The sequence below is a fragment of the Rhodococcus globerulus genome (genome assembly GCF_019334125.1).
Taxonomy (GTDB): Bacteria; Actinomycetota; Actinomycetes; order Mycobacteriales; family Mycobacteriaceae; genus Rhodococcus_F; species Rhodococcus_F globerula.
Genome location: NZ_CP079698.1, coordinates 414,229 through 433,288, shown reverse-complemented (window position 1 = coordinate 433,288; position 19,060 = coordinate 414,229). Strand labels below are relative to the sequence as shown.

The following is a 19,060-nucleotide window of genomic DNA, read 5'->3' as shown; positions in this document are numbered from 1 at the left end:
CCACTATCGAAGTAATTCCGCGTCACAACAACCCATCGGGGCTACGCAATCATTTAAGAAGAACTTCACCGACGACGGCCGGGGCCGGGATAGCGAGTCAGAGACTGTTCATGGTCTTCCATGCCTGATGGAGGGCAGCGTACCGCCCACCTGCTGCAGTCAATTCGGCGTGCGATCCTCGTTCCACCAATAGACCGTCGTGGAAGAGCAGAATGCTGTCTGCGGTCTCCGCGGTGATCATGCGGTGAGCAATCGTGACTGTCGTGCGTCCCTTGGTCAGCTGGGCCAGTGCGCGCTGCACGGTGACATCGATGGCGGGATCCACTCCGCTGGTTGCTTCGTCGAGTACCAGCAGATCGGGATCCACCACAGCGGTCCGCGCCAGGGCCACGAGTTGTCTCTCGCCTGCGGACAACGCATCGCCTCGCGTTCCCACGAGCGTATCGAGCCCGGAACCGAGACCCTGCACCCATTCGGAGAGGCCCAGATCGCACAACACGTCCATGACGTCGGTACGGGTGGCGCCGGGACTCCCCATTGCGATGTTCTCGAACACCGAGCGGTCGAACAGGAACCCTTCCTGCGGGACGATGGCGACACGACGGGCGAACGAACTGTCGGTGATCCTGCGGATGTCGACTCCGCCGAGCTCGATCGATCCGCTGGTCGACAGGAGTTGACGGGTCAATAGTTTCGCGAAAGTCGTTTTTCCCGAGCCGGTTTCGCCGACCACAGCCACGTGCTCATGTGGCTCGATGTCGAGGTCCAGGCTGCGGATCGCGTGCCTGCTCGGGTTGTACGAGAAATCGACCGCGCGCATCCGGACGCCGACGCCGCCGACGGGGAGCGGCGTACCCGCACCCGCTCCCACGGTGACCGAAGGCTCGGAAAGCAAGTGGAACACTCTGCGCAATCCTGCTACCGCACTCTGCGACTCCCCCAGAATCGACACGGAGAACTGCAGCGGGCGCACGAAGAACGTGATGAGGAACAGGAATGCGACCAACTGACCCGCAGTCAGATCCATCCACTCGATGTGACCGGTACCCACGGCGGCACCGAAGAGCACGACCGCAGCTGTGATGGTTCCGCTGGCGGCTTCACCCAGAGACATGTTGACGCCCAACGGCAATTGGGTGTGCAACAGCGATTTCCTCGTCGTGTCGATCAGTCCGTCCACTCGCGCCTGGATACGTGCGTCGGCTCCGTACGAACGAGTCACCTCGGCGCCGTTCACCATGTCGGACACACCGTCGTACAGATTCGCCACGGCTACTCGGACTTCGCCGAATCGGCGGGCGATCACTCGTTGGATCAATCGCATGGTCACCACCGCGATCACGGAGACACCGATCACCAACAGTGCCAACTGCCAGCTGTACACCAGCATGATCGACGATGCGACCAACATCTGTGCGCAGTTCGCAACCAGTGTGACACCACCGGTCTGGACGAACTGCGACACCGTGTCGACGTCGCTGGTGACGCGGGCGACCAGCGATCCGCGGGCTGTGTCGTCGAATCTCGCGGGCGGCAACCTGAAGATGTGAGTGAATGCAGCTGTGCGCAGTGCCGCCAACGCGTTTTCGCTGGTGCGGATCAACCGGCGGTTGAGCAACCACGACGCCGTTCCCGCTGCCGCGACGCCGAGTGCACCCACCCCCACCGCGCCGAGGAGCACAGTCGAATTGTCATTGTCGGCATTGCCGTGCAGCAGTGCGTGATCGAGGGCGTACTGCACCGTCAGCGGAACCACGATTCGTCCGCTGGCAGCGACAAACGCCAGTAGAACGGTCAACCACATTCCGCGCAGGAGACCGGGGTACAGCACTCGAGTTACTCGTACGTTCGACGCCAGGGACTCACTCATGAGCGGCCGCCGGCCGCGTCCAACTCGTCGATGTCCATTCCGTCGGCGTAGGCGTCGACTATTTGCCGGTAGCCGTCGTACTGCGCGAGAAGGTCTGTGTGAGTGCCGGAAGCGGTGATCACACCGCCGTTCATCCACAAGACGCGGTCGGCCAGAGTAACCGTGCTCTTGCGCGCCGCTGTCATCACGACGGTACATCGACGGTCGCCGCCGCGTTCGCTCACGAATTCGCGACGGATGTTGTCGAGCACGTCGCGCTCGACTGTGGGATCGAGTGCGCTGGTCGCATCGTCGAGGATCAGCAAGGACGGCGAGCCGGCCAGACCGCGGGCCAGCGCGATCCGTTGACGTTGGCCACCGCTGAGTGAGGCACCTCGTTTCCCGACCGCGGCGTCCAGCCCACCGGGAATGTCTCGGACGAACTCTGCGGCCTCGGCCACGTCGAGAGCCCGCCAAACCTGGAGATCGTCGATATCGCGACCCAACGTGACATTCCCTCGAATCGTGTCGTCGAACAAGAAGGACGTCTGGCTCACCACTGCTACCCGGGTTTCGATTTCTCCGTCCGCGAGGCTTCTCACGTCGATACCGTCGTAGCGCACAATGCCCGTATCAGGATCGGCAAGCCTGGCCAGGATGCGAACGAGCGTCGTTTTCCCGGATCCGGTGGCGCCGACGACGGCAACGACATCACCGGCGTCGAAACGCAACTCCACCGGGCCGATGGCTTCACCAAGTGCCCCGTCGTACGTGAAACGCACCGCCTCTACGTGCACCCCCAAAGCCTTCTCACCGGCCAGCGTTTCGGTTCCGAACTGCGTGTAGTCGACGGAATCGAGTACCGAAGCAGTGCGTTTGTTCCCCACCACGGCCAGCGGCAGAATGCTGAGGAACCGGCCGATCATGCCCAGCGGCAAGGCCATCGTCAGGAACAGATAGATGGTCTCGACCAGCGTGCCGACAGTCAGCTCGCCCGCGGACACTCGGCCAGAACCGATGAGCAGCACCACCAATACCGTTGCCGTCGGGGCAAGTTCGACGAAGGGATCGAAGGCCGCACTGACAAAGGACATCCGAGTATTCGCAACGCGGGTGTTCTCGGCGGCGCGCACGAATCGTGCCGACTCACTGTCCACGATCCCCAGCGTGCGGATAACCTGCTCGCCCTCGATGGCCTCGTGCGCGACGCTACTGACCGCGGCTCTGGCTCGTTGCGCGTCACGAGCACGCGGTGACATCACCCGCTGGTACACGAAATTAGCCAGAAGCACGACGAACACCAGCATCAGCGCGACCACCGCGAGGTACCGGTCCGAGCGCGCGATGTTCGCCAGCGCCACCAGGAGCATGAACACACTGCCCATCGCAAAAGCGAAGAATTGCATGGGCGCCCACTGAACTTCGACGTCGGAGACCACGTTGGAAAGCAACTGCCCGGTGGAGTGCCGCCGATGCCAGGGAACGCCGAGCTTGGCATACTGCCGTATCAACGCACGCCTGGTCGACGCTTGGTTGCCGTACTGCACGTATGCGGCCGCGACCGCTCGAGTGACGATGGTGATCACTCGAAGAAGTGACACTCCGGCGATGGCGCCCAAAGCGATCCACCACGACCGCGCCGAAACCTCGGCATCCGTGAAGGCCGGGATGATCAGATGATCGGTGGCCCAGCCGATGGCGACAGCACTGAAAACCATCGTGGAACCGTTGATCAGTCCGGCGATGATCGACAGTGGAGTCGCTATCCGATACCCCAGGCTCCCCTTGGCCATGACCCGCACGCCGGCACGCAGCACGGTACCGGTTTCCATCGAATCGAGATCGTCGCCAGGCAACGAAATGGCCGAACCTCCACGCATCGACATCGAGAAACGAATTACGACTGCGGCGAAACAGGTTCGGCAACGGTCAGACCCGCCGCCTTCCACGCCGGGAAACCGCCGTCGACGTGGACCACGTTCACGAACCCGCGCTGAAGAAGCCCCTCGGCAACCGGCGCGGAACCGGCAATCGAGCCACACACCACGACGATCGGTTGATCGAGCGAGTTCACCTCCGAGTGCTTGGCGGGCGAGTCGAGTCCGAACTCGGCATCGAGGTCATTGCGGTCGACGACCACGGCTCCTGGAATTGCGCCATTCTCGTTGCGGCCCTTCGCGCTGCGCACATCGATGAGCAACGCCCCTCCGGCCACTGCTGCTGCGGCGATTACCGGAGTGACCAACGCTGGTTCGTTCTGCGGCGACATAGTGGTCCTTCATGGTTCTCGGGTACGGAAAATAGATGCACAGTTAGATGCACGTGCACGCAATCGAGTCTGCACAGCGGTTGCCCGAAGAACAAGCAAGCTGATCTACGAGGATTGTTTAGATTTGCTTTAACTCGTTGCGGCTCAAAGATACTCGACACTTCAGTCCGATCAACTCTTCGTGATCACAACTCTGGCGAATGCTGTTTTCTACAAACATAATTGATTGCCAGCGCGGGTGTGGCCGAGAGGCGAGGCAGCGGTCTGCAAAACCGTCCACGTGGGTTCGAATCCTGCCATCCGCTCCATCACCGATGGGCACCGACCTCGAAGTCGGTGCCCATCGGGTTGAGATTTGCCGCGATAACAACAGATCACGCGCTCGTTGCGATGTCCGCCGTCTACACCGGGACTGCAACCAACTCGGTTCCGGACCGATGCGACTGCGGGCGTCGACGGTCCCCGAAGGACAGGCCAAATCTCTCTCGCAGAGTTGGTGCTGTGTACTCACGCTGGAACAGACCGCGTGATTGCAGGATCGGTACAACCAGGTTTGCGAAGTTCTCGAGGTCGACGGCAGTATCCGCAGGCATGATGGTGAAACCATCCGCTGTTCCGGCCTCGAACCACTCCTGCAGATCGTCGGCAACCTGCTCAGCCGAACCCACCACAAGGCGATGCCCCGAACCGCCTGCGCCACGCGACACCAGTTCACGCGGCGTGAGCGGACCCTCGTGAATCAAGGCGCGCGTCGACACACTGAACCCGGTCGAGAACGCACCTGTCGGAATCGTTCCCGGCAGGTCGGCTTCGGAAATCACGTCGTCGGGACCGAACGAGCCTTCGGGTAAGCCCAGATTCGCAAGCAGAACTGCAGTCAATCGTTCGATCGGCAATGTCGCATACAGTTCCTTTTCTCGAGCTCGGGCCTGCTCCTCGGTCGCCGCAACCAGCACAACAACTCCGAGTGATATTTTCACGTCATCGGGCCCGCGACCGGCAGCGACGGCCCGACGCCGGATGTCATCTCGAAAGGCAACCGCTTTCGACTGCGTCTGTGCCACCGTGAATACGACGTCGGCAAAATCTCCGGCCAGTTTCAACCCGCCTTCCGACCCGCCTGCCTGCACCAATACCGGACGACCCTGTGGCCCCGGCGGGACAGGAAGCGGGCCGGCCACCGAAAAGAACTCCCCGACATGGTCGCTGGAGCGGATTTGGGAGACGTCCGCGTATTGACCTGACTTCTTGTCCGCGACAAGCCAATCCGGGCCCCAGCTGTCCCACAGACCAGTCACCACCTCGAGAAACTCCCACGCCCTCCGATAACGAGATTCTTTGTCCGGGTGCTCGGACAGGCCGAAGTTCGCAGCTGCCGCCGGTGTCCCGGTGGTCACGATGTTGACGGCGGCACGCCCCTTGGTGACATGGTCGAGTGCTTGAAATCGACGTGCCAAGTTGTACGGCGAGTTATAGGTCGTCGAACTGGTAATTACGACACCAAGGTTCTCGGTGATCGCCGCCAGATGGCCGAGTAGCACCAGCGGATCGATTCCGGTTCCAGGTGCCTCCTCGATCTCGCCGCGCAACGCCGGCCCATCGCCGAGGAAGACGGCGTCGATCTTGGCCGCTTCTGCGATCTGAGCGAGCCGCACAAAATGATCGATATCGAGATAGGCCAGTGGATCAGCGTGCGGTAACCGCCACGCGTGCCGGAAATGACCCGGCGTCATGAGGGACAAGTTCAGGTGCAATCCAGTCATCGCAGAAGTCTCACAATCGGGTTATGAAGGGACGGACGCAGCGGCCGATCGCCAGCCCAGCAAAGGGGCCAGCTCCCGGGCGCTGGTTTCGAGCAATCGGAGATGTTCATCCCGGTCTGGCACCCCGGGAACAAAGCTCACCAGCAAATCGGTGATGTCACGCAGTGCCGGGTCGGCGGCAAGTTCAGTTGCCAGTGTCTCGCTGGGTCCGATCAGTGCGTTGTCAGCCGCGAGATACTCCTCGACGCTCTGGCTGCGGGTCTGTTTTCCCGACGTGCTCCAACTCTGCCAACGCTGCACACCCGGGGTCACCAATCGTGTTGCCGCTTCCCGATCCGGATGTGGATACACCGCGCGCGACACCTGTACCCGTGGCGAGCGCACGGGGTCATTCCAGGCGCCGCGGTAGCTGTCGATCCACGCCGCCTGTCGTTCCTGTGCCTCTCGCGCGCTCCCACCCCGAAACGTTGTGGCCCTGGACAACTGCAAGCCGTCGCCGGCGAGAGCCGCTGCTCTGGCCGCATCGTGAGCGTGCGTGGGTTCACTCGTCGTGGCCTGCCACAATCGATCCCGTACGCCGTGACCAGGTGGGTACAGGACCTCCCCGGCACTGTTGAGAGACTTCCCCTCGAGTGCGCCGTGCAGTCGATCGATCGACTCGTCAACCAACCGCTGTTTGTCGGAGAGATCTCGCCCGAACGCTTCCCAGGCCCCCGGGAAAGGCCCTGAACCCAGACCGAGTTCCAACCGTCCATTACTGAGTACGTCAAGCGTCGCAGCGTCCTCGGCAACCTTCAGCGGATCCTCGAGGGGAAGCACCAATACCCCGGTGCCCAAACGAATTCTGCTGGTGTGCTGGGCGATCGCCGCAAGCGTGACCAGCGGAGCGGAGATATGTTCGTTGCCCTGACGGAAATGACGCTGGATCACCCACCCGGAGTCGTATCCCAATTCCTCAGCGGCAACGAACAATTCGATCGCCTCGCGGTAGGCCTGCGCTGGTGACAGATCCCGGTCCAGATGGAGGAGGAAATTGAGCCGGAACGGTCGTCCATCCTCGATGCCCGCACCGATCGGCGCTGCGACGGACGTCATCTCAGAGGTTCAGCCCGGTGCCGTGAACACCGTGCTCTTCGATGATGGCGAGTTCCTCGTCGGTCAACTCCGGGAAGCTCAGTGCCTGCAGATTGTGGTCGAGCTGCCACGTCGAGCTGGCCCCCACCAACGCCGACGTGACTGCTGGCTGCCGCAAGACCCACTGAAGCGCCAACTGCGCCAACGACTGTCCACGTGATTCCGCCAGTTTGTTGAGCTCGGATGCACGCTGCCGATAGGTGTCGGTGAGGACATCGGGACTGAGGAAGGTGCTGTTGACTGCTCGGGCATCGGCGGGGATCGTCTCGAGGTACTTGTTCGTGAGCAGACCCTGAGCCAGCGGCGAATACACGATCAGCCCGAAGCCGTCCTCTTGCGCCAGTTCGAGCAATCCGTTCTGCTCGATACGCCGATCGAAGATCGAATACCTCGGCTGGTGAATGAGCAACGGAACGCCGGCCTCGCGGAGCAACACTGCGGCTTCGTGCGCACGCTCTGGTAGATAGTTCGAGAGTCCGACATAGAGCGCTTTGCCCTGCTGCACAGCTGACACCAGGGCTCCGACAGTCTCTTCGATGGGAGTCGACAGGTCTGGGCTGTGGCTGTAGAAAATGTCGACGTAGTCAGTGCCGAAATCACGCAGACTGTGATCGAGCGAGGCCAGCAAGGACTTGCGGGATCCACCCTTCAGATACGGGCTGGGCCCGATCGCGTTGCCTGCCTTCGTCGACAGGATGATCTCGTCGCGGTAGGACGCCAGATCCTTCGCCAGAACCCTTCCGAAGTTCTGTTGCGCGGCGCGGTGCGGCGGGCCGTACCGGTCCGCGTTGTCGAAATGGGTGATCCCCAGGTCGAAAGCGTGCAGGATGATCTCCCGCTGCGTCTCGAACGCGTAGTCGGTACCGAACTTCTGCCACAGCCCGAAAGAGAACGCGGGAAGGTCGAGCCCCGACGCACCGCTTCTGCGGTACGGAATCTTGGTGTAGCGCTCGGCATCAGCAGTGTAGGTGGTTTCGAAAGTGCCATAGCTCATGAGTGTGAATGTCTTTCGGTAGTTTTTCGGTAGTTTTCAGTAGGTCAGCGGTGGTCGCGGCGAAGCTCGGCCGGTGTCAACGACGGAGTGTCTCGCCCGGTGTCTCGCTCGGAGAATTGTGTACCCGGGTCGACGATCTCATCGATGCGATCCAGGATCTGACCGCTCAGCTGCACCGCCGCGGCCTTCACATACGCTTCGAGATGTTCTTGCGTTCGGGGGCCGATGATGACACTGCTGATCGCCGGATGATTGAGGGCAAATCCGATCGACAGATCGACAAGTGTGAGTCCGTTGTCCTCCGCAAGCTGGGCAAGTGCATCAGCTGCCACCAGTTTGCGTTGGTTGCGCTCGGCACTCACGTCGAAGCGACCCGGGATCAGTTCGGCACGAGCCGATTCCGGTTGCTGCGCGCCCAACCGATACTTGCCGGACAACCACCCGGCGGCAAGCGGGCCGTAGGAGAGGACGCCAACGCCGTACTTCCTCACCACTGGGAACACCTCACGCTCGACGCCACGCACCAGCAGCGAGTAAGGCAGCTGCTCGGTGTGAGGGGCGACAAGACCGTACTTCTCGGCAAGCCAATGGGCTTCGACCTGTAGATGTGCCGGAAACGCGGAGGTTCCGTAGTACCGGATCTTGTCCTGACGGATCAGGTCGTTGAGTGACTGCAACGTCTCGAGCAGGCTCGTATCCGGATCCGGGCGATGCGCCTGATAGAGATCGATGTAGTCGGTACGCAGCCTGCGCAAGCTGTCCTCGACCGCCCGCGTGATCCAGCGGCGTGAATTGCCCGCGTGACGAGGGTCTGTCCCGATCTGGCCGTGGAACTTCGTCGCGAGGAACACGTCGTCGCGCCGACCGGTGAGCGCTTTCCCGACGATCTCCTCGGAAACACCCTGGGCGTACACGTCCGCGGTGTCGATAGCCGAGACACCAAGATCCAGAGCGGACGAAATGATCCGAAGGCTCTCCCCTTCCTCTTGCCAGCGGCCGAAATTCATCGTCCCGAGCGTCAGTGGAGTGATCCGGACACCGGTTCGGCCGAGTACACGGTCAACCTCGATGGTCATTGATTTCCTTTCACATGAATGGTGCTGTGCACAAATCTGTTTCAGAACAACCCCGTGAGAGGGGGCTCTTCCCCGGTGAGGTGATAGGCGCCGGCGACTGCCGCTTTCCACTGACGCGGATTGTGGTTCGCAGCCGTACGGGCATTACGCCAGTGACGGTCGAAACCCCACTCGCGGTTCGTAATCGAACCGCCACCGACATCGAAGAGCAATTCCGAAGCGCGAAGCGCAGACTCGATCGCGATGACGCCTGATTCGGCGACGACAACGGCTGCGCTCGCGCCGGCCCGCCGCGCATCCTCGCCCGCCAATCCCCGCAAGTTCTGGAGCTCTTCGGCAGCCGACAACACCACCGCACGTGCTGCCCGTACCCGCGCACCGAGTTCTCCGACGGTCGCCCGCACGTACGGATCATCGACGCTCTGTGTCGCCGAGCTGTGCTTGATGGGACGAGCCTGCTCCCGCACGAACCACACCGCATCATCGAGCGCGCGCGCCGCAATGCCCGCCTGTACCGCCGCGAGATAGAGCTGCGCGAAGGAGCCCTGCCACGGATTGTCCGGACGCGAGTCCTCCGCGACGACAACCTCGTCATCCGAGACCCACACATCGTTGAACCAGGTGGAACCGCTCTGTGTCAGTCGCTGGCCGATAGCGTCGAAGTCGTCACGTCGGTCTACGCCCGCGCGATCAACGGGCACCGTGAATCGGATGATGGTGCCGTCCTCGGTGACTGCTTGTGACGAGAAGTACGTCGCGTACAACGCGCCCGTCGAATAGAACTTTCGTCCGTTGACGACATAACCATCACCGTGACGCCGGGCTGTGGTGGATACGCTTCCACTCGCCCCGCCGTTGCGCTCGTTGCCGGTACCCACGAACAACGCGCGTTGACGCAAACGCTCCAGATTGATCTCCCGAAGCGGAACGTCCTCACGACTGGCAACCTGGTTCGCAGCCAAAAATGTCGGCCGAAGCGCCTGCGCGACATTGGAATCCGCACGGGCAATGTCGATGACCAGCTCCACGACATCTCTGACGGTTCCTCCGCCGCCACCTTCGGCAGTGGCGATGCCGGTAAGGGCAATTCCGAGATCGGCAAGTTCACGGACATCATCGAACGCATAGTCCCGTGTCTCTTCGCGAGCCCGAGCAGTGGCACCGAGGCGGGTCAACACCGGAGCGGCAGCTGCTCGGATCCCGGCGACAGTCAAAGATTCCTCCCGACGCTCCACGCCGTGCTCCGGTACGGGTGCCGGAGACACATGTACGGCGGTCATGCAAACACCTCTGCGCTCTCACGCAGCGCGAGTGTCGAACGCAGCGTGCGCCCTATCGGTCCCGCAAGTTGAGGCACCACGTCCCTGACAAGGTCCACAATCGCAGCTTCGTCACGTCCACTTGTCGCGAGGACAAATCCGTCGACACCGTTGTCAGGCGCCCACTGCTTGAGTTCTACCGCACTGACGCCACCGGTCAACCGGGCCAGCAGCGCAACATCGGATCGCCGGCGTCCAACGGAATGAAGTGCGCCCGACAGGGCAGCGTCGGCCCCGTCGATGTTGTTGCGCTCCACGATGACCACGTCCGCAACCGCTGCGATCCGCGACCATCCCAGAGCGTCGGGATCGGCAGCCACGACCACGGGGCGACCTTGCACCGACGCCGGTCCGTCCAACGGTCCGGCCACGCGATAGAACCGACCTTCGTGATTGATCGGTGCGATCAACGTGTCGTCGACAAAGGTGGCACGTTCCTGGTCTCCGAGCAGTGCCGCGCGCGGGAACGACTCCCACAGCCGCGAGACGATGTCCGCATACTCGACCCACCGTTCGGATGTCTCCGATGCCTGGGGGTCTGGGGTTGTCGCATCGCTGACCTCGTCGCCCTCCCCCGGCGCGAGGACAACACCCACGCGGCCGTCTGTCGCACGATCCAGCGACAGCACTCGCCGAGCCAGGTTGTACGGCGCATTGTGCGTTGTCCGCGCATCGATCAGGTACCCGAGGTGTCCGTACCGACCAGCGAGGTAGCTGCCGACAATCGAAGGATCGATCGTGCGCAGGCTCTCGACCTCGTCGACAAGTCTGATACCACTTGCGTTCACGCTCTGGGCAACTCGTGCGATTGCATCTGCGGCGGAGACTGATACTTGTCCCGCCGACTCACCCACCGCCAACTCCACGAACACGGTCATCTGTTTCTCCTCATTCCGCGCTCACGAGCGGGTACTCGTCTGTGGTGGTGTATGGGACGCCAGGCACACCGAGCCCGAGGTGATCACGCAGAGTGGTCCCCTCGTAATCGGTGCGGAACAGGCCTCGCCGGCGCAACTCCGGCACGAGATGGTCGGCAAAATCGTCGAACCCCGAAGGCAATACATCCGGCATCACGTTGAATCCGTCGGCCGCGCCATGGCGGAACCACCGCTCGATGTCGTCGGCGATCTGTTCCGGAGTGCCGACGACTATGCGGTGACCGCCACCTCCGGACAGCTTCTTCAACAGTTGACGCAGGGTCGGATTCTCGCGCTCGATGATGCCGAGGACAACCCGGTAGAACGTCTGAGATCCGCCGGCGTGATCTGGATTTCTCAGTAGCTCAGGAGGAATCGGCGCATTGTCGTCGAGTCCGTCCAGGGAGAATCCGAGTTGTCCGGCAAGCCGATCGCGGGCGTACGCATCGGGCAGCAACTCGTCGAGGAGTTCGCGCCGCGCTCTAGCCTCCGCCTCCGTGCTGCCCAACACTGTCGACAGCCCGGGAAGAACGACCACCTCGTCCGGCGAACGACCGAACTTCCTTGCACCTTCGCGGATCTCGGTGCGAAATGCTCGCGCCTTGTCCAGGTCCTGTTCCGCGGAGAAGATCACTTCACCGATCTGCGAGGCCAACCGCATTCCGTCACTGGAGCCTCCTGCCTGCACTATGACAGGCCGTCCTTGCGGTGATACGAGTTCAGTTCGCGCTCCCCACTTGGTGACCACCTGGTCGACCACACTCGCGGCTCGGCGATAGCGGAGACCGTGCTCCGGCTCGCCGGTATGGCCGAAGTTGCGCGCTGCGACCGGCCCCGCCGTTGTCACTACGTTCCAACCGAATCGCCCACCGCTGACGTAATCGAGGTCTCCGAGTCGCCTGGCGATTTCCTCCGGATCGTTGTACGAACTCGACAGTGTCCCGATCAGTCCGATCTTCTCGGTCTGTGCGGCCACCCGCGCCAATACTGTTGTGGGCTCCAGGTTGTTGCCGGATCGGTGCCTGATACTCGGGTCCAGTAGAGGACCGTCGGCGAGGAAAACCGCGTCGAGCTTGGCCGCCTCGGCCTTTTTGGCGATTGCTGTGTAGTGCTCGATCGTGTAGCTCGCCAGCGCGTCGGTATCGGGGAACCGCCAGGAGCCTCCGAAGACACCGGCATTGAGGATGTTGACGTTCAGATGCAGTTGCCCGCTCACAGCTGAACCCTTTCGCTCTGGTCGGCAGCGTTGGCTGCCGACGGCCGATCGGCGTAATAGCCTGATACCGGCGCATTTCCGTTGACGTAGTAGTCGCCGATCACCCGCGGCTTGTAGATGACCGGATTGTGTGACGCGAGCGTGCGCGCGTTGCGCCAATGTCGATCCAGGTGCGCTCGCCTACGAGCTGTGGACGAACCACCCGCATTGAACGCATCACTGGCGGCTGCCAGAACGGCGTCGATGACTGCTACCTGCGCAGCAGAGGCCTGGATATAGGCGTCGGAATACACCGCCTCGTCACCGGTGGCATGCGCCTCGTCCAACCGACGCGCGGCGTGACCGAGCAGAGTTTCCGCCGTCAGCGTGCGGGAGTAGAGAGTTCCGACAACACCGAGCACGTCCGGATCGGCGACTGCATCTTGCGTCAGGGCATGCCGACTGGTGCGGGTTCGGTTACGGACGATATCGATGGTCTCAGCCAGGACACTGCGCGCAATCCCGACCAGGTTCGCCAGATGCACGATCTGAACGAACGAGTCCAGCCCACGCAAAGATTCGGTATAGCGGCCGATGTCGCCGTTGGACTCCACCGGGACATCAGTGAAAATTGTTGTACCACTACCGGTCTGGCGTTGTCCGACACCGTCCCAGTCGTCGACATGCTCAACGCCCTGGTGCCGGGCGGGGAGCACCACGAACTCCCGGTGCCCGTCGCCGTCCACGACCGCCGCCCGAATGTAATCCGCGAAGCGGGAGCCTGTCGAATAGAACTTGGTACCGGAGACAACCCGCTCGCCCGCGTCACTGCGCCTGACCCGTGTGGTGATCGTGCCCCATCCGCCGCCCGAATCAAGGCCGGCAACACGGTCGGCCGGCTCCGACTGCGCATTGCCGAACACCGCACCACCGGCGACCGTAGTCAACCAATACCCCCTCACCTCGGAATCGGTTTCCAGCCGCAGAATCTCGGTGGTGGTGAAGTGCCCACGCCAGATCTGCGGCACGTTGGCGTCGGCTTGCCCGGCCTCCGCGAGCAGGGCGAACAAGGTCGGCAAATCGACGTCGAATCCGCCGTACTCGCGGGGGACTCGCAGCTTGCCGAATCCGGCGTCGGCAAGCTCCTGTACCAGTTCATACGGGTGTTCGCCGGACAGATCACGTTCTCCGGCACCTTTTGCCAGTTCACCGAAGATGGACCTGAACCGGATCAGAGCGGCATCGAGGGTGTCGGGTCGAGTAGTCATGGGGTTCCTCGGGTAGTGGTGAGTTCGCGTCCGGCGATCGCCTCGAGCAACCGGACGGTGTAGTCGTCCGTGGGATTCGAAAAGACCTGTTCCACGGATCCTTGTTCGACAATGCGTCCGCGCTGCATCACCGCAACTCGATCTGAGATTGCGGAAACAACAGATAAGTCGTGCGAGATGAAAACGTAAGTGAGCCCGCGCTCTTGTTGAAGGCGCTGTAGGAGTTCGAGTATCTGTGCGGCCACAGACACGTCCAGCGCCGAGATCGGCTCGTCGAGCACGACAACTTTCGGTTCGACCACCAGCGCACGGGCGATTGCCACACGTTGGCGTTGGCCACCGGACAGTTCACGTGGATGACGGCGCGCAAAGTCAGCTGGTAGTGCCGCGGCTTCCAACGCAGCCGCCACGCGGTCGACGTTTCCCCGGCGTCGTCCCCAGTGCGCCTTCTGGAAAGACCGCAGCGGTTCTTCGACTACGTCGAAGACTGTAAACCGGGGATCGAACGACGAGTACGGGTTTTGATACACGATTTGCAGGTCACGGCGCAGTGGCCGAAACTCCGAGCGGCTCAGTGCAGTGATGTCCGAACCAAGCACGGACGCGCGCCCGGACGTCGCAGTGGTCAACCCCGCGAGAATTCGGGCAGTGGTCGACTTTCCGCTACCGGATTCGCCGACGATCGAAAAAGTCTCGCCTTGCCGAACGTGGAACGAAATACCGTCCACGGCAGGGACTTCGCCGTAATCCTTGTGCAGGTCCGCGACCTCGATAACCGTCTTCCGTGCCGCGAGCACAGAGCCTCGATTCTCGCGCACCGAAAACCGTGATGGCACGCTGTTCAACAAATGCCGGGTATAGGCATGCCGTGGATTCGCGAGAACCTCCGCTGTCGGTCCGACTTCCACCAGATGCCCGTTGCGCATGACTCCGATGAGATCGGAGCGGTCTGCGGCAACACCAAGATCATGGGTAACCAGAACCATGCTCGTCGACGATCGAGCCCGCAGGCTGTCGATGAGATCGAGGACCTGTTTCTGCACGGTCGCATCGAGTCCCGACGTGGGTTCGTCGGCGATGATCAGATCAGGTTCCGCGGCCACTGCGGCTGCAACCAGCACTCGTTGCCGCATTCCCCCCGACAACTCGTGCGGATACTGCCCGTATCGGCGTTCGACATCGTCGAAACCGACGAGCGCGAACAGTTCGTGAACACGCTCACGCCGCGCATCCGCGCCGAGGTCGGTATGAAGACGCACCACGTCTTCGACTTGATGCCCCACCCGGCGGACCGGATCGAGGGACACCGTCGGGTCCTGCGGAATCAGACTCACCGACCGGCCACGGATCTCGCGCCACCCCTTGGGGTTCAACGCGGTCAGCTCCTGACCACGGAAGACGATCGAACCCGAGATCACTTCGCCGTTCGTGGGGAGTAAGCCGAGGATCGCATGGCCGGTGGTGGTCTTACCCGACCCCGACTCCCCCACCAGCGCCAGAACCTGACCGGGGCCGACGTCGAAGCTGACATCGTGCACCACTGGCGCAAGCGTGCGATTCGTCCGATAGCCAACGGTGAGTCCTTTGACGGACAAGACTGGATCCAGGCTCATCGCGAACTCCTTGTCGTGAGGTGACGAGCGATGTTGTTGGTCGCCAGAACCACCGCGATGATGGTGAGTGCGGGATAGAGTGTGAGCCATCCTCGAGTGGCAATGAACTGCCGCCCATCCGAAACAAGCAGTCCCCATTCAGGATTCGGTGGCTGAGCACCGAGTCCGAGGAAGCTCAGTGAGGCAATCCAGATGATGGCGATCCCGAGTTGAACGGCGATCAGCGATACGGTCGGCGCCAACGAGTTCGGAACCACGTGGCGCCGCAGAACCGTGAACGTGGTTGCGCCGCTGGTGATCGCCGCCTCGACGTAGTTACTTGCCCGCACGGTGAGTACCTCGGACCGGATCAATCGCGCGAACGTCGCCGCCGAGGTCAGACCCACTGCAATCGCGGCGGGAATCAAGCCCGCCTGCCCCACTTTTGCCGTGTACACCACCACGATCGTGATAGCGAGCAAGAAACCGGGGACGGACAGCACAACGTCGATGAGTCGCATCACCACGGTGTCGACGAACCCACCGAACCAACCGGCAACTGCGCCGAGCACCGAACCGACGATCACCGCGACGGCGACCGCCATGCTGGCGCCCAGTAGCGACGCCCGTGCGCCGTAGACGACACGTGCGTACATGTCGCGACCGAGAAGGTCGGTACCAAACCAGTGTTCGCCGGACGGAGGTAGTAACTTACGGCCGTTGTCGACGGCAATCGGATCAAAGCTGGTGAACACCCCTGGCAGGAGCGCCCACAGCAGCGCGAGTACAAAAATGGCGGTCGACAGCACCAAACCCCAGTTCCGGGCAGCCCATCGCACCGTTTCTCGAACGATCGACGCAGTTGCGTCTGGCTCTGCACCGCTCGTCGGCGGCGTATTCTGCGCCGTTGTGTCGTCGATGATGACGGTCATGGCATCGACACCTCCGCCGGCAGCCGGCGCTGAACCGAAACGGGTACAGGGGCGACGCCAGTTGCCTTGACGCCGAATCCGGGAAGTACCAGCTTCGTTCGGGTTCTACGAGCGGTGACGCGTGAGTTTTGCCCGTCCACAAGAACCCGCGGGTCGATGTACGGGTACGCCAGGTCGACCGCGAGGTTGACCGCCACGTATGCCAAAGCCGCAACCAACACCACTCCCTGGAGAACCGGGAGATCCTGGGTACCGACCGCATTCACGGTCAGCTGGCCGAGTCCGGGTCGAGCATAGACTGCCTCGGTCACCACAGATCCGGCGATCAGTTCGCCGCAGGCAAGTCCGAGAAGCGTCAGTACCGGCAATGCAGAGTTTCGTAGTACGCCCCGGCGGAAGGCATACCCCTCCCCAGCGCCCTTTGCATGCAGTACGTGAACAAATGGCAAGTCGCGGGTTGTGGTTATCGAGGTGCTGAACACCTGCGCTAGCGGTGCAGCGATGAGAATAGCCAATGTCGCGGCCGGAGCCAGTAGTGCCAGGAACGAACCGTCGTCGGACGACGGAATCACATGCAACTTGAACGACAAGAATTGCAGTACAAGGATTCCCACCACAAAAGTGGGTACCGAACCGAACAGCGCCGGTACCGAACCAACCACACTTCGCACCGACGCCCACGGAGCATAGTTCGCGACCACGGCGATGACAGCTGCCAGGACGAGGCCGAAAACCAATGCCAGACCGGTAAGTTGGAGCGTGCTCGGTAGGACGTCACCGATGAGACCGGTCACCGGTGTGCCATTGGTGAGCGAATACCCCAAGTCTCCCCGCAGGATTCCACCCAGACCACTGACATACTGCTCCAGCAACGGCCGATCAAGTCCGTAGTACTCGACCAGCGCCCGCGCGGACTCCGGGGACAGTTGGGCCTCCGGGTTCTGGATGCGGTTGTTCACCGCGTCCCCAGGCAATGCGCTGAGGAGAAAGAAGGACAGAGTGTAGGCGGCCCACATCACCAAGAACGACTGCCCGATTCGCTTCAGGGTGTAATTGCGCATTCCTCCGTTGCCTCTCACTGCGAAACCCATGTGTCGTAGAACCACGACCGGCCGGTGGATTCAGTGGCAAAACCGTGGACGCTGGAAGCGAGGCCGAAGACCTGGGTCTCGTCGTAGAGCGGTATCGAGTAGCCCTCGCCGAAGATGTGATCTTCGATCGCCTGGATCGCGGTCTTGCGCTCATTCGGATCGAATGCAGACGACTGCGCCGCCAAGAGTTGATCGAACTTTTCGTCCTTCTGGAAGTTCTTGGTCCCGTTCTGGCGGTCACTGCCATACGACGTGCGCAGAACACTGGGTTCCGCGGTGGACGTCTGACCTTGCGTGAAGTACCAGTCCGGCGCGGAAGCCAGTTGGGACTCGTATTCCGTCAACGACGGGCGCGTCAGCGTGACGTCGACGCCGGCCTTTCGCCACTGCGACTGAACAACTTCCAGAACCGACTGCGAGACCTGATAGTAGGGTGCCACCCGCAAGTGGAAGGCCAATCGCTTGCCGTCCTTCTCACGGACCCCGTCTGCTCCCGGCTTCCAACCCGCTTCGTCGAGCAGGGACTTGGCCTTGTCGAGGTCGTAGGTGAGATAGCTGCTCGAATCACCACGAAGCGGCGTTCCCTGAACCAGTGCACTGGACGGAACCGGGTAGTTCGGGGACAGCACAGTCTGGTTGATCTCCGTGCGATCGGTGGCCGCCTGCAACGCAAGACGGACCCGCTTGTCCTGAGTTGGCGCTTCCGGATCCTTCAACTGAAGGGTCAGGTCGTTGGTCTCACCCTGCACCGAAATCGGTAGCAGGACTCCGCCGCCTGCCGTCACAGTTTCCTCGTCGTACGGCGCGATGTTGCGCGCGATCTGCGCCTCACCCGACTGCAATGCGCCGACTCGCGTTCCGGCTTCCGGAACTGTCTTGAAGACGATCTTCTCCAAGTAGGCTCGGCCGGAATGACCCGAACCTTCGGGCGCCCAGTTGTAATCGTCGCGTCGTGCGAGAGTGACGCCGCTGGTTCCGTTCACCGACTCGACCACAAAGGGGCCTGTTCCCACCCAGTTACGAATATCACTCTGACCGTTGAGATCTCGATCCAGCAGCGACTGCCCGAGGATCGAGCTGGCACGGTAGTTCGACAGGATCTGAATGAAGCCGACATTGGGCTTCGCCAGCTTGACGACAACCGTCCGATCGTCGACCACATCGGTGCCGGCGTAATCGGTCCAGAACGGATCCACGGTGATGCCCTTCTGCGCGTCGCCGATGCCGTGCTGATCGAAGTTCGCCTTGACCACTCCGGCATTCAGCGCAGTGCCGTCGCTGAATGTAACGCCGGACTTCAGCGTGAATGTGTACGACAGATGGTCATCGCTGACCTGGTACGACTCTGCCAACCATGGCCGGTATTCACCCGTTTCAGGGTCCTGCCAGATCAGCCGCTCAGCAAGATTGTTGGAAACCTGGCTGTTGGACCACAGCGAGTTCGTAGGTTTCCACGCCGCGTAATCGACAGGGTCGTAGAAGGTCAGCGTCCCGCCGTCCACCGGTGTTCCGGCGGTGCCGTCCGACGCCGACGCGCCACCACAGGCGGCAAGTGCTACGGCCAGTACTGTCACGGCCGCCGCAGACTTGACGGCACGTTGAAAACTATTGGTGAACAAAGGAATTTGCCTTTCTTGAAGGGCTCCGAAGGGAGAGACGGA

The 19,060-nt window shown here is 62.0% G+C and carries 15 protein-coding genes and 1 tRNA gene; 1 reads left to right on the top strand and 15 read right to left on the bottom strand.

The window, feature by feature from the left end; all coding sequences use genetic code 11:
* Nucleotides 1–97: 97 nt before the first annotated feature.
* Genes KYT97_RS01915 through KYT97_RS01905 form a run of 3 tightly spaced genes read right to left on the bottom strand, consistent with a single transcriptional unit; the run spans nucleotide 98 to nucleotide 4,118 of the window.
* A complete protein-coding gene (locus KYT97_RS01915; RefSeq protein WP_219111644.1) occupies nucleotides 98–1,870 on the bottom strand; it encodes an ABC transporter ATP-binding protein in 1,773 nt (590 codons plus the stop codon).
* On the bottom strand, nucleotides 1,867–3,735 hold the full coding sequence (locus KYT97_RS01910; RefSeq protein ID WP_219111643.1) for an ABC transporter ATP-binding protein: 1,869 nt from the start codon (nucleotides 3,733–3,735) through the stop codon (nucleotides 1,867–1,869). The genes KYT97_RS01915 and KYT97_RS01910 overlap by 4 nt, the downstream gene beginning before the upstream one ends.
* Nucleotides 3,736–3,746: 11 nt before the next feature.
* A complete protein-coding gene (locus KYT97_RS01905) occupies nucleotides 3,747–4,118 on the bottom strand; it encodes a rhodanese-like domain-containing protein (RefSeq protein ID WP_033234737.1) in 372 nt (123 codons plus the stop codon).
* A 234-nt stretch (nucleotides 4,119–4,352) separates the two neighbouring features.
* Between KYT97_RS01905 and KYT97_RS01900 the strand changes: the two genes are divergently transcribed.
* A tRNA-Cys gene (locus KYT97_RS01900) sits at nucleotides 4,353–4,426 on the top strand.
* A 93-nt stretch (nucleotides 4,427–4,519) separates the two neighbouring features.
* Here the strand turns inward: KYT97_RS01900 and KYT97_RS01895 are convergent.
* Genes KYT97_RS01895 through KYT97_RS01840 form a run of 12 tightly spaced genes read right to left on the bottom strand, consistent with a single transcriptional unit; the run spans nucleotide 4,520 to nucleotide 19,018 of the window.
* Complete coding sequence (locus KYT97_RS01895) at nucleotides 4,520–5,881, bottom strand: NtaA/DmoA family FMN-dependent monooxygenase (RefSeq protein ID WP_219111642.1); 1,362 nt, start codon at nucleotides 5,879–5,881, stop codon at nucleotides 4,520–4,522.
* Nucleotides 5,882–5,902: 21 nt separating this feature from the next.
* Nucleotides 5,903–6,976 carry an LLM class flavin-dependent oxidoreductase gene (locus KYT97_RS01890; protein ID WP_219111641.1) on the bottom strand — a complete coding sequence of 358 codons (1,074 nt, stop codon included), beginning with the start codon at nucleotides 6,974–6,976 and terminating at the stop codon, nucleotides 5,903–5,905.
* A gap of 1 nt (nucleotide 6,977) precedes the next feature.
* A complete protein-coding gene (locus KYT97_RS01885; protein ID WP_033234740.1) occupies nucleotides 6,978–8,009 on the bottom strand; it encodes an aldo/keto reductase in 1,032 nt (343 codons plus the stop codon).
* Nucleotides 8,010–8,053: 44 nt separating this feature from the next.
* Nucleotides 8,054–9,085: an aldo/keto reductase gene (locus KYT97_RS01880; RefSeq protein WP_219111640.1), complete on the bottom strand. Its 1,032-nt coding sequence runs from the start codon at nucleotides 9,083–9,085 to the stop codon at nucleotides 8,054–8,056.
* 41 nt (nucleotides 9,086–9,126) lie between these two features.
* On the bottom strand, nucleotides 9,127–10,365 hold the full coding sequence (locus KYT97_RS01875; RefSeq protein WP_219111639.1) for an acyl-CoA dehydrogenase family protein: 1,239 nt from the start codon (nucleotides 10,363–10,365) through the stop codon (nucleotides 9,127–9,129).
* Nucleotides 10,362–11,282, bottom strand: coding sequence for an LLM class flavin-dependent oxidoreductase (locus KYT97_RS01870; RefSeq protein WP_219111638.1), 921 nt, complete (start codon nucleotides 11,280–11,282; stop codon nucleotides 10,362–10,364). The genes KYT97_RS01875 and KYT97_RS01870 overlap by 4 nt, the downstream gene beginning before the upstream one ends.
* 10 nt (nucleotides 11,283–11,292) lie before the next feature.
* Nucleotides 11,293–12,537, bottom strand: a complete 1,245-nt coding sequence (locus KYT97_RS01865) for an LLM class flavin-dependent oxidoreductase (protein ID WP_219111637.1) — start codon at nucleotides 12,535–12,537, stop codon at nucleotides 11,293–11,295.
* The gene (locus KYT97_RS01860) at nucleotides 12,534–13,784 is read right to left on the bottom strand and encodes an acyl-CoA dehydrogenase family protein (protein ID WP_116104032.1); all 1,251 of its coding nucleotides are present in this window, start codon (nucleotides 13,782–13,784) and stop codon (nucleotides 12,534–12,536) included. The genes KYT97_RS01865 and KYT97_RS01860 overlap by 4 nt, the downstream gene beginning before the upstream one ends.
* Nucleotides 13,781–15,397 (bottom strand): dipeptide ABC transporter ATP-binding protein, encoded by a 1,617-nt coding sequence (locus KYT97_RS01855; protein ID WP_219111636.1) that lies wholly within the window; start codon nucleotides 15,395–15,397, stop codon nucleotides 13,781–13,783. Before KYT97_RS01855 ends, KYT97_RS01860 begins: the two co-directional genes overlap by 4 nt.
* Nucleotides 15,394–16,308, bottom strand: a complete 915-nt coding sequence (locus KYT97_RS01850; RefSeq protein WP_141485938.1) for an ABC transporter permease — start codon at nucleotides 16,306–16,308, stop codon at nucleotides 15,394–15,396. The genes KYT97_RS01855 and KYT97_RS01850 overlap by 4 nt, the downstream gene beginning before the upstream one ends.
* Nucleotides 16,305–17,369, bottom strand: coding sequence for an ABC transporter permease (locus KYT97_RS01845; RefSeq protein WP_116104028.1), 1,065 nt, complete (start codon nucleotides 17,367–17,369; stop codon nucleotides 16,305–16,307). The genes KYT97_RS01850 and KYT97_RS01845 overlap by 4 nt, the downstream gene beginning before the upstream one ends.
* A gap of 14 nt (nucleotides 17,370–17,383) precedes the next feature.
* Nucleotides 17,384–19,018, bottom strand: coding sequence for an ABC transporter substrate-binding protein (locus KYT97_RS01840; protein WP_219111635.1), 1,635 nt, complete (start codon nucleotides 19,016–19,018; stop codon nucleotides 17,384–17,386).
* Nucleotides 19,019–19,060: the final 42 nt, after the last annotated feature.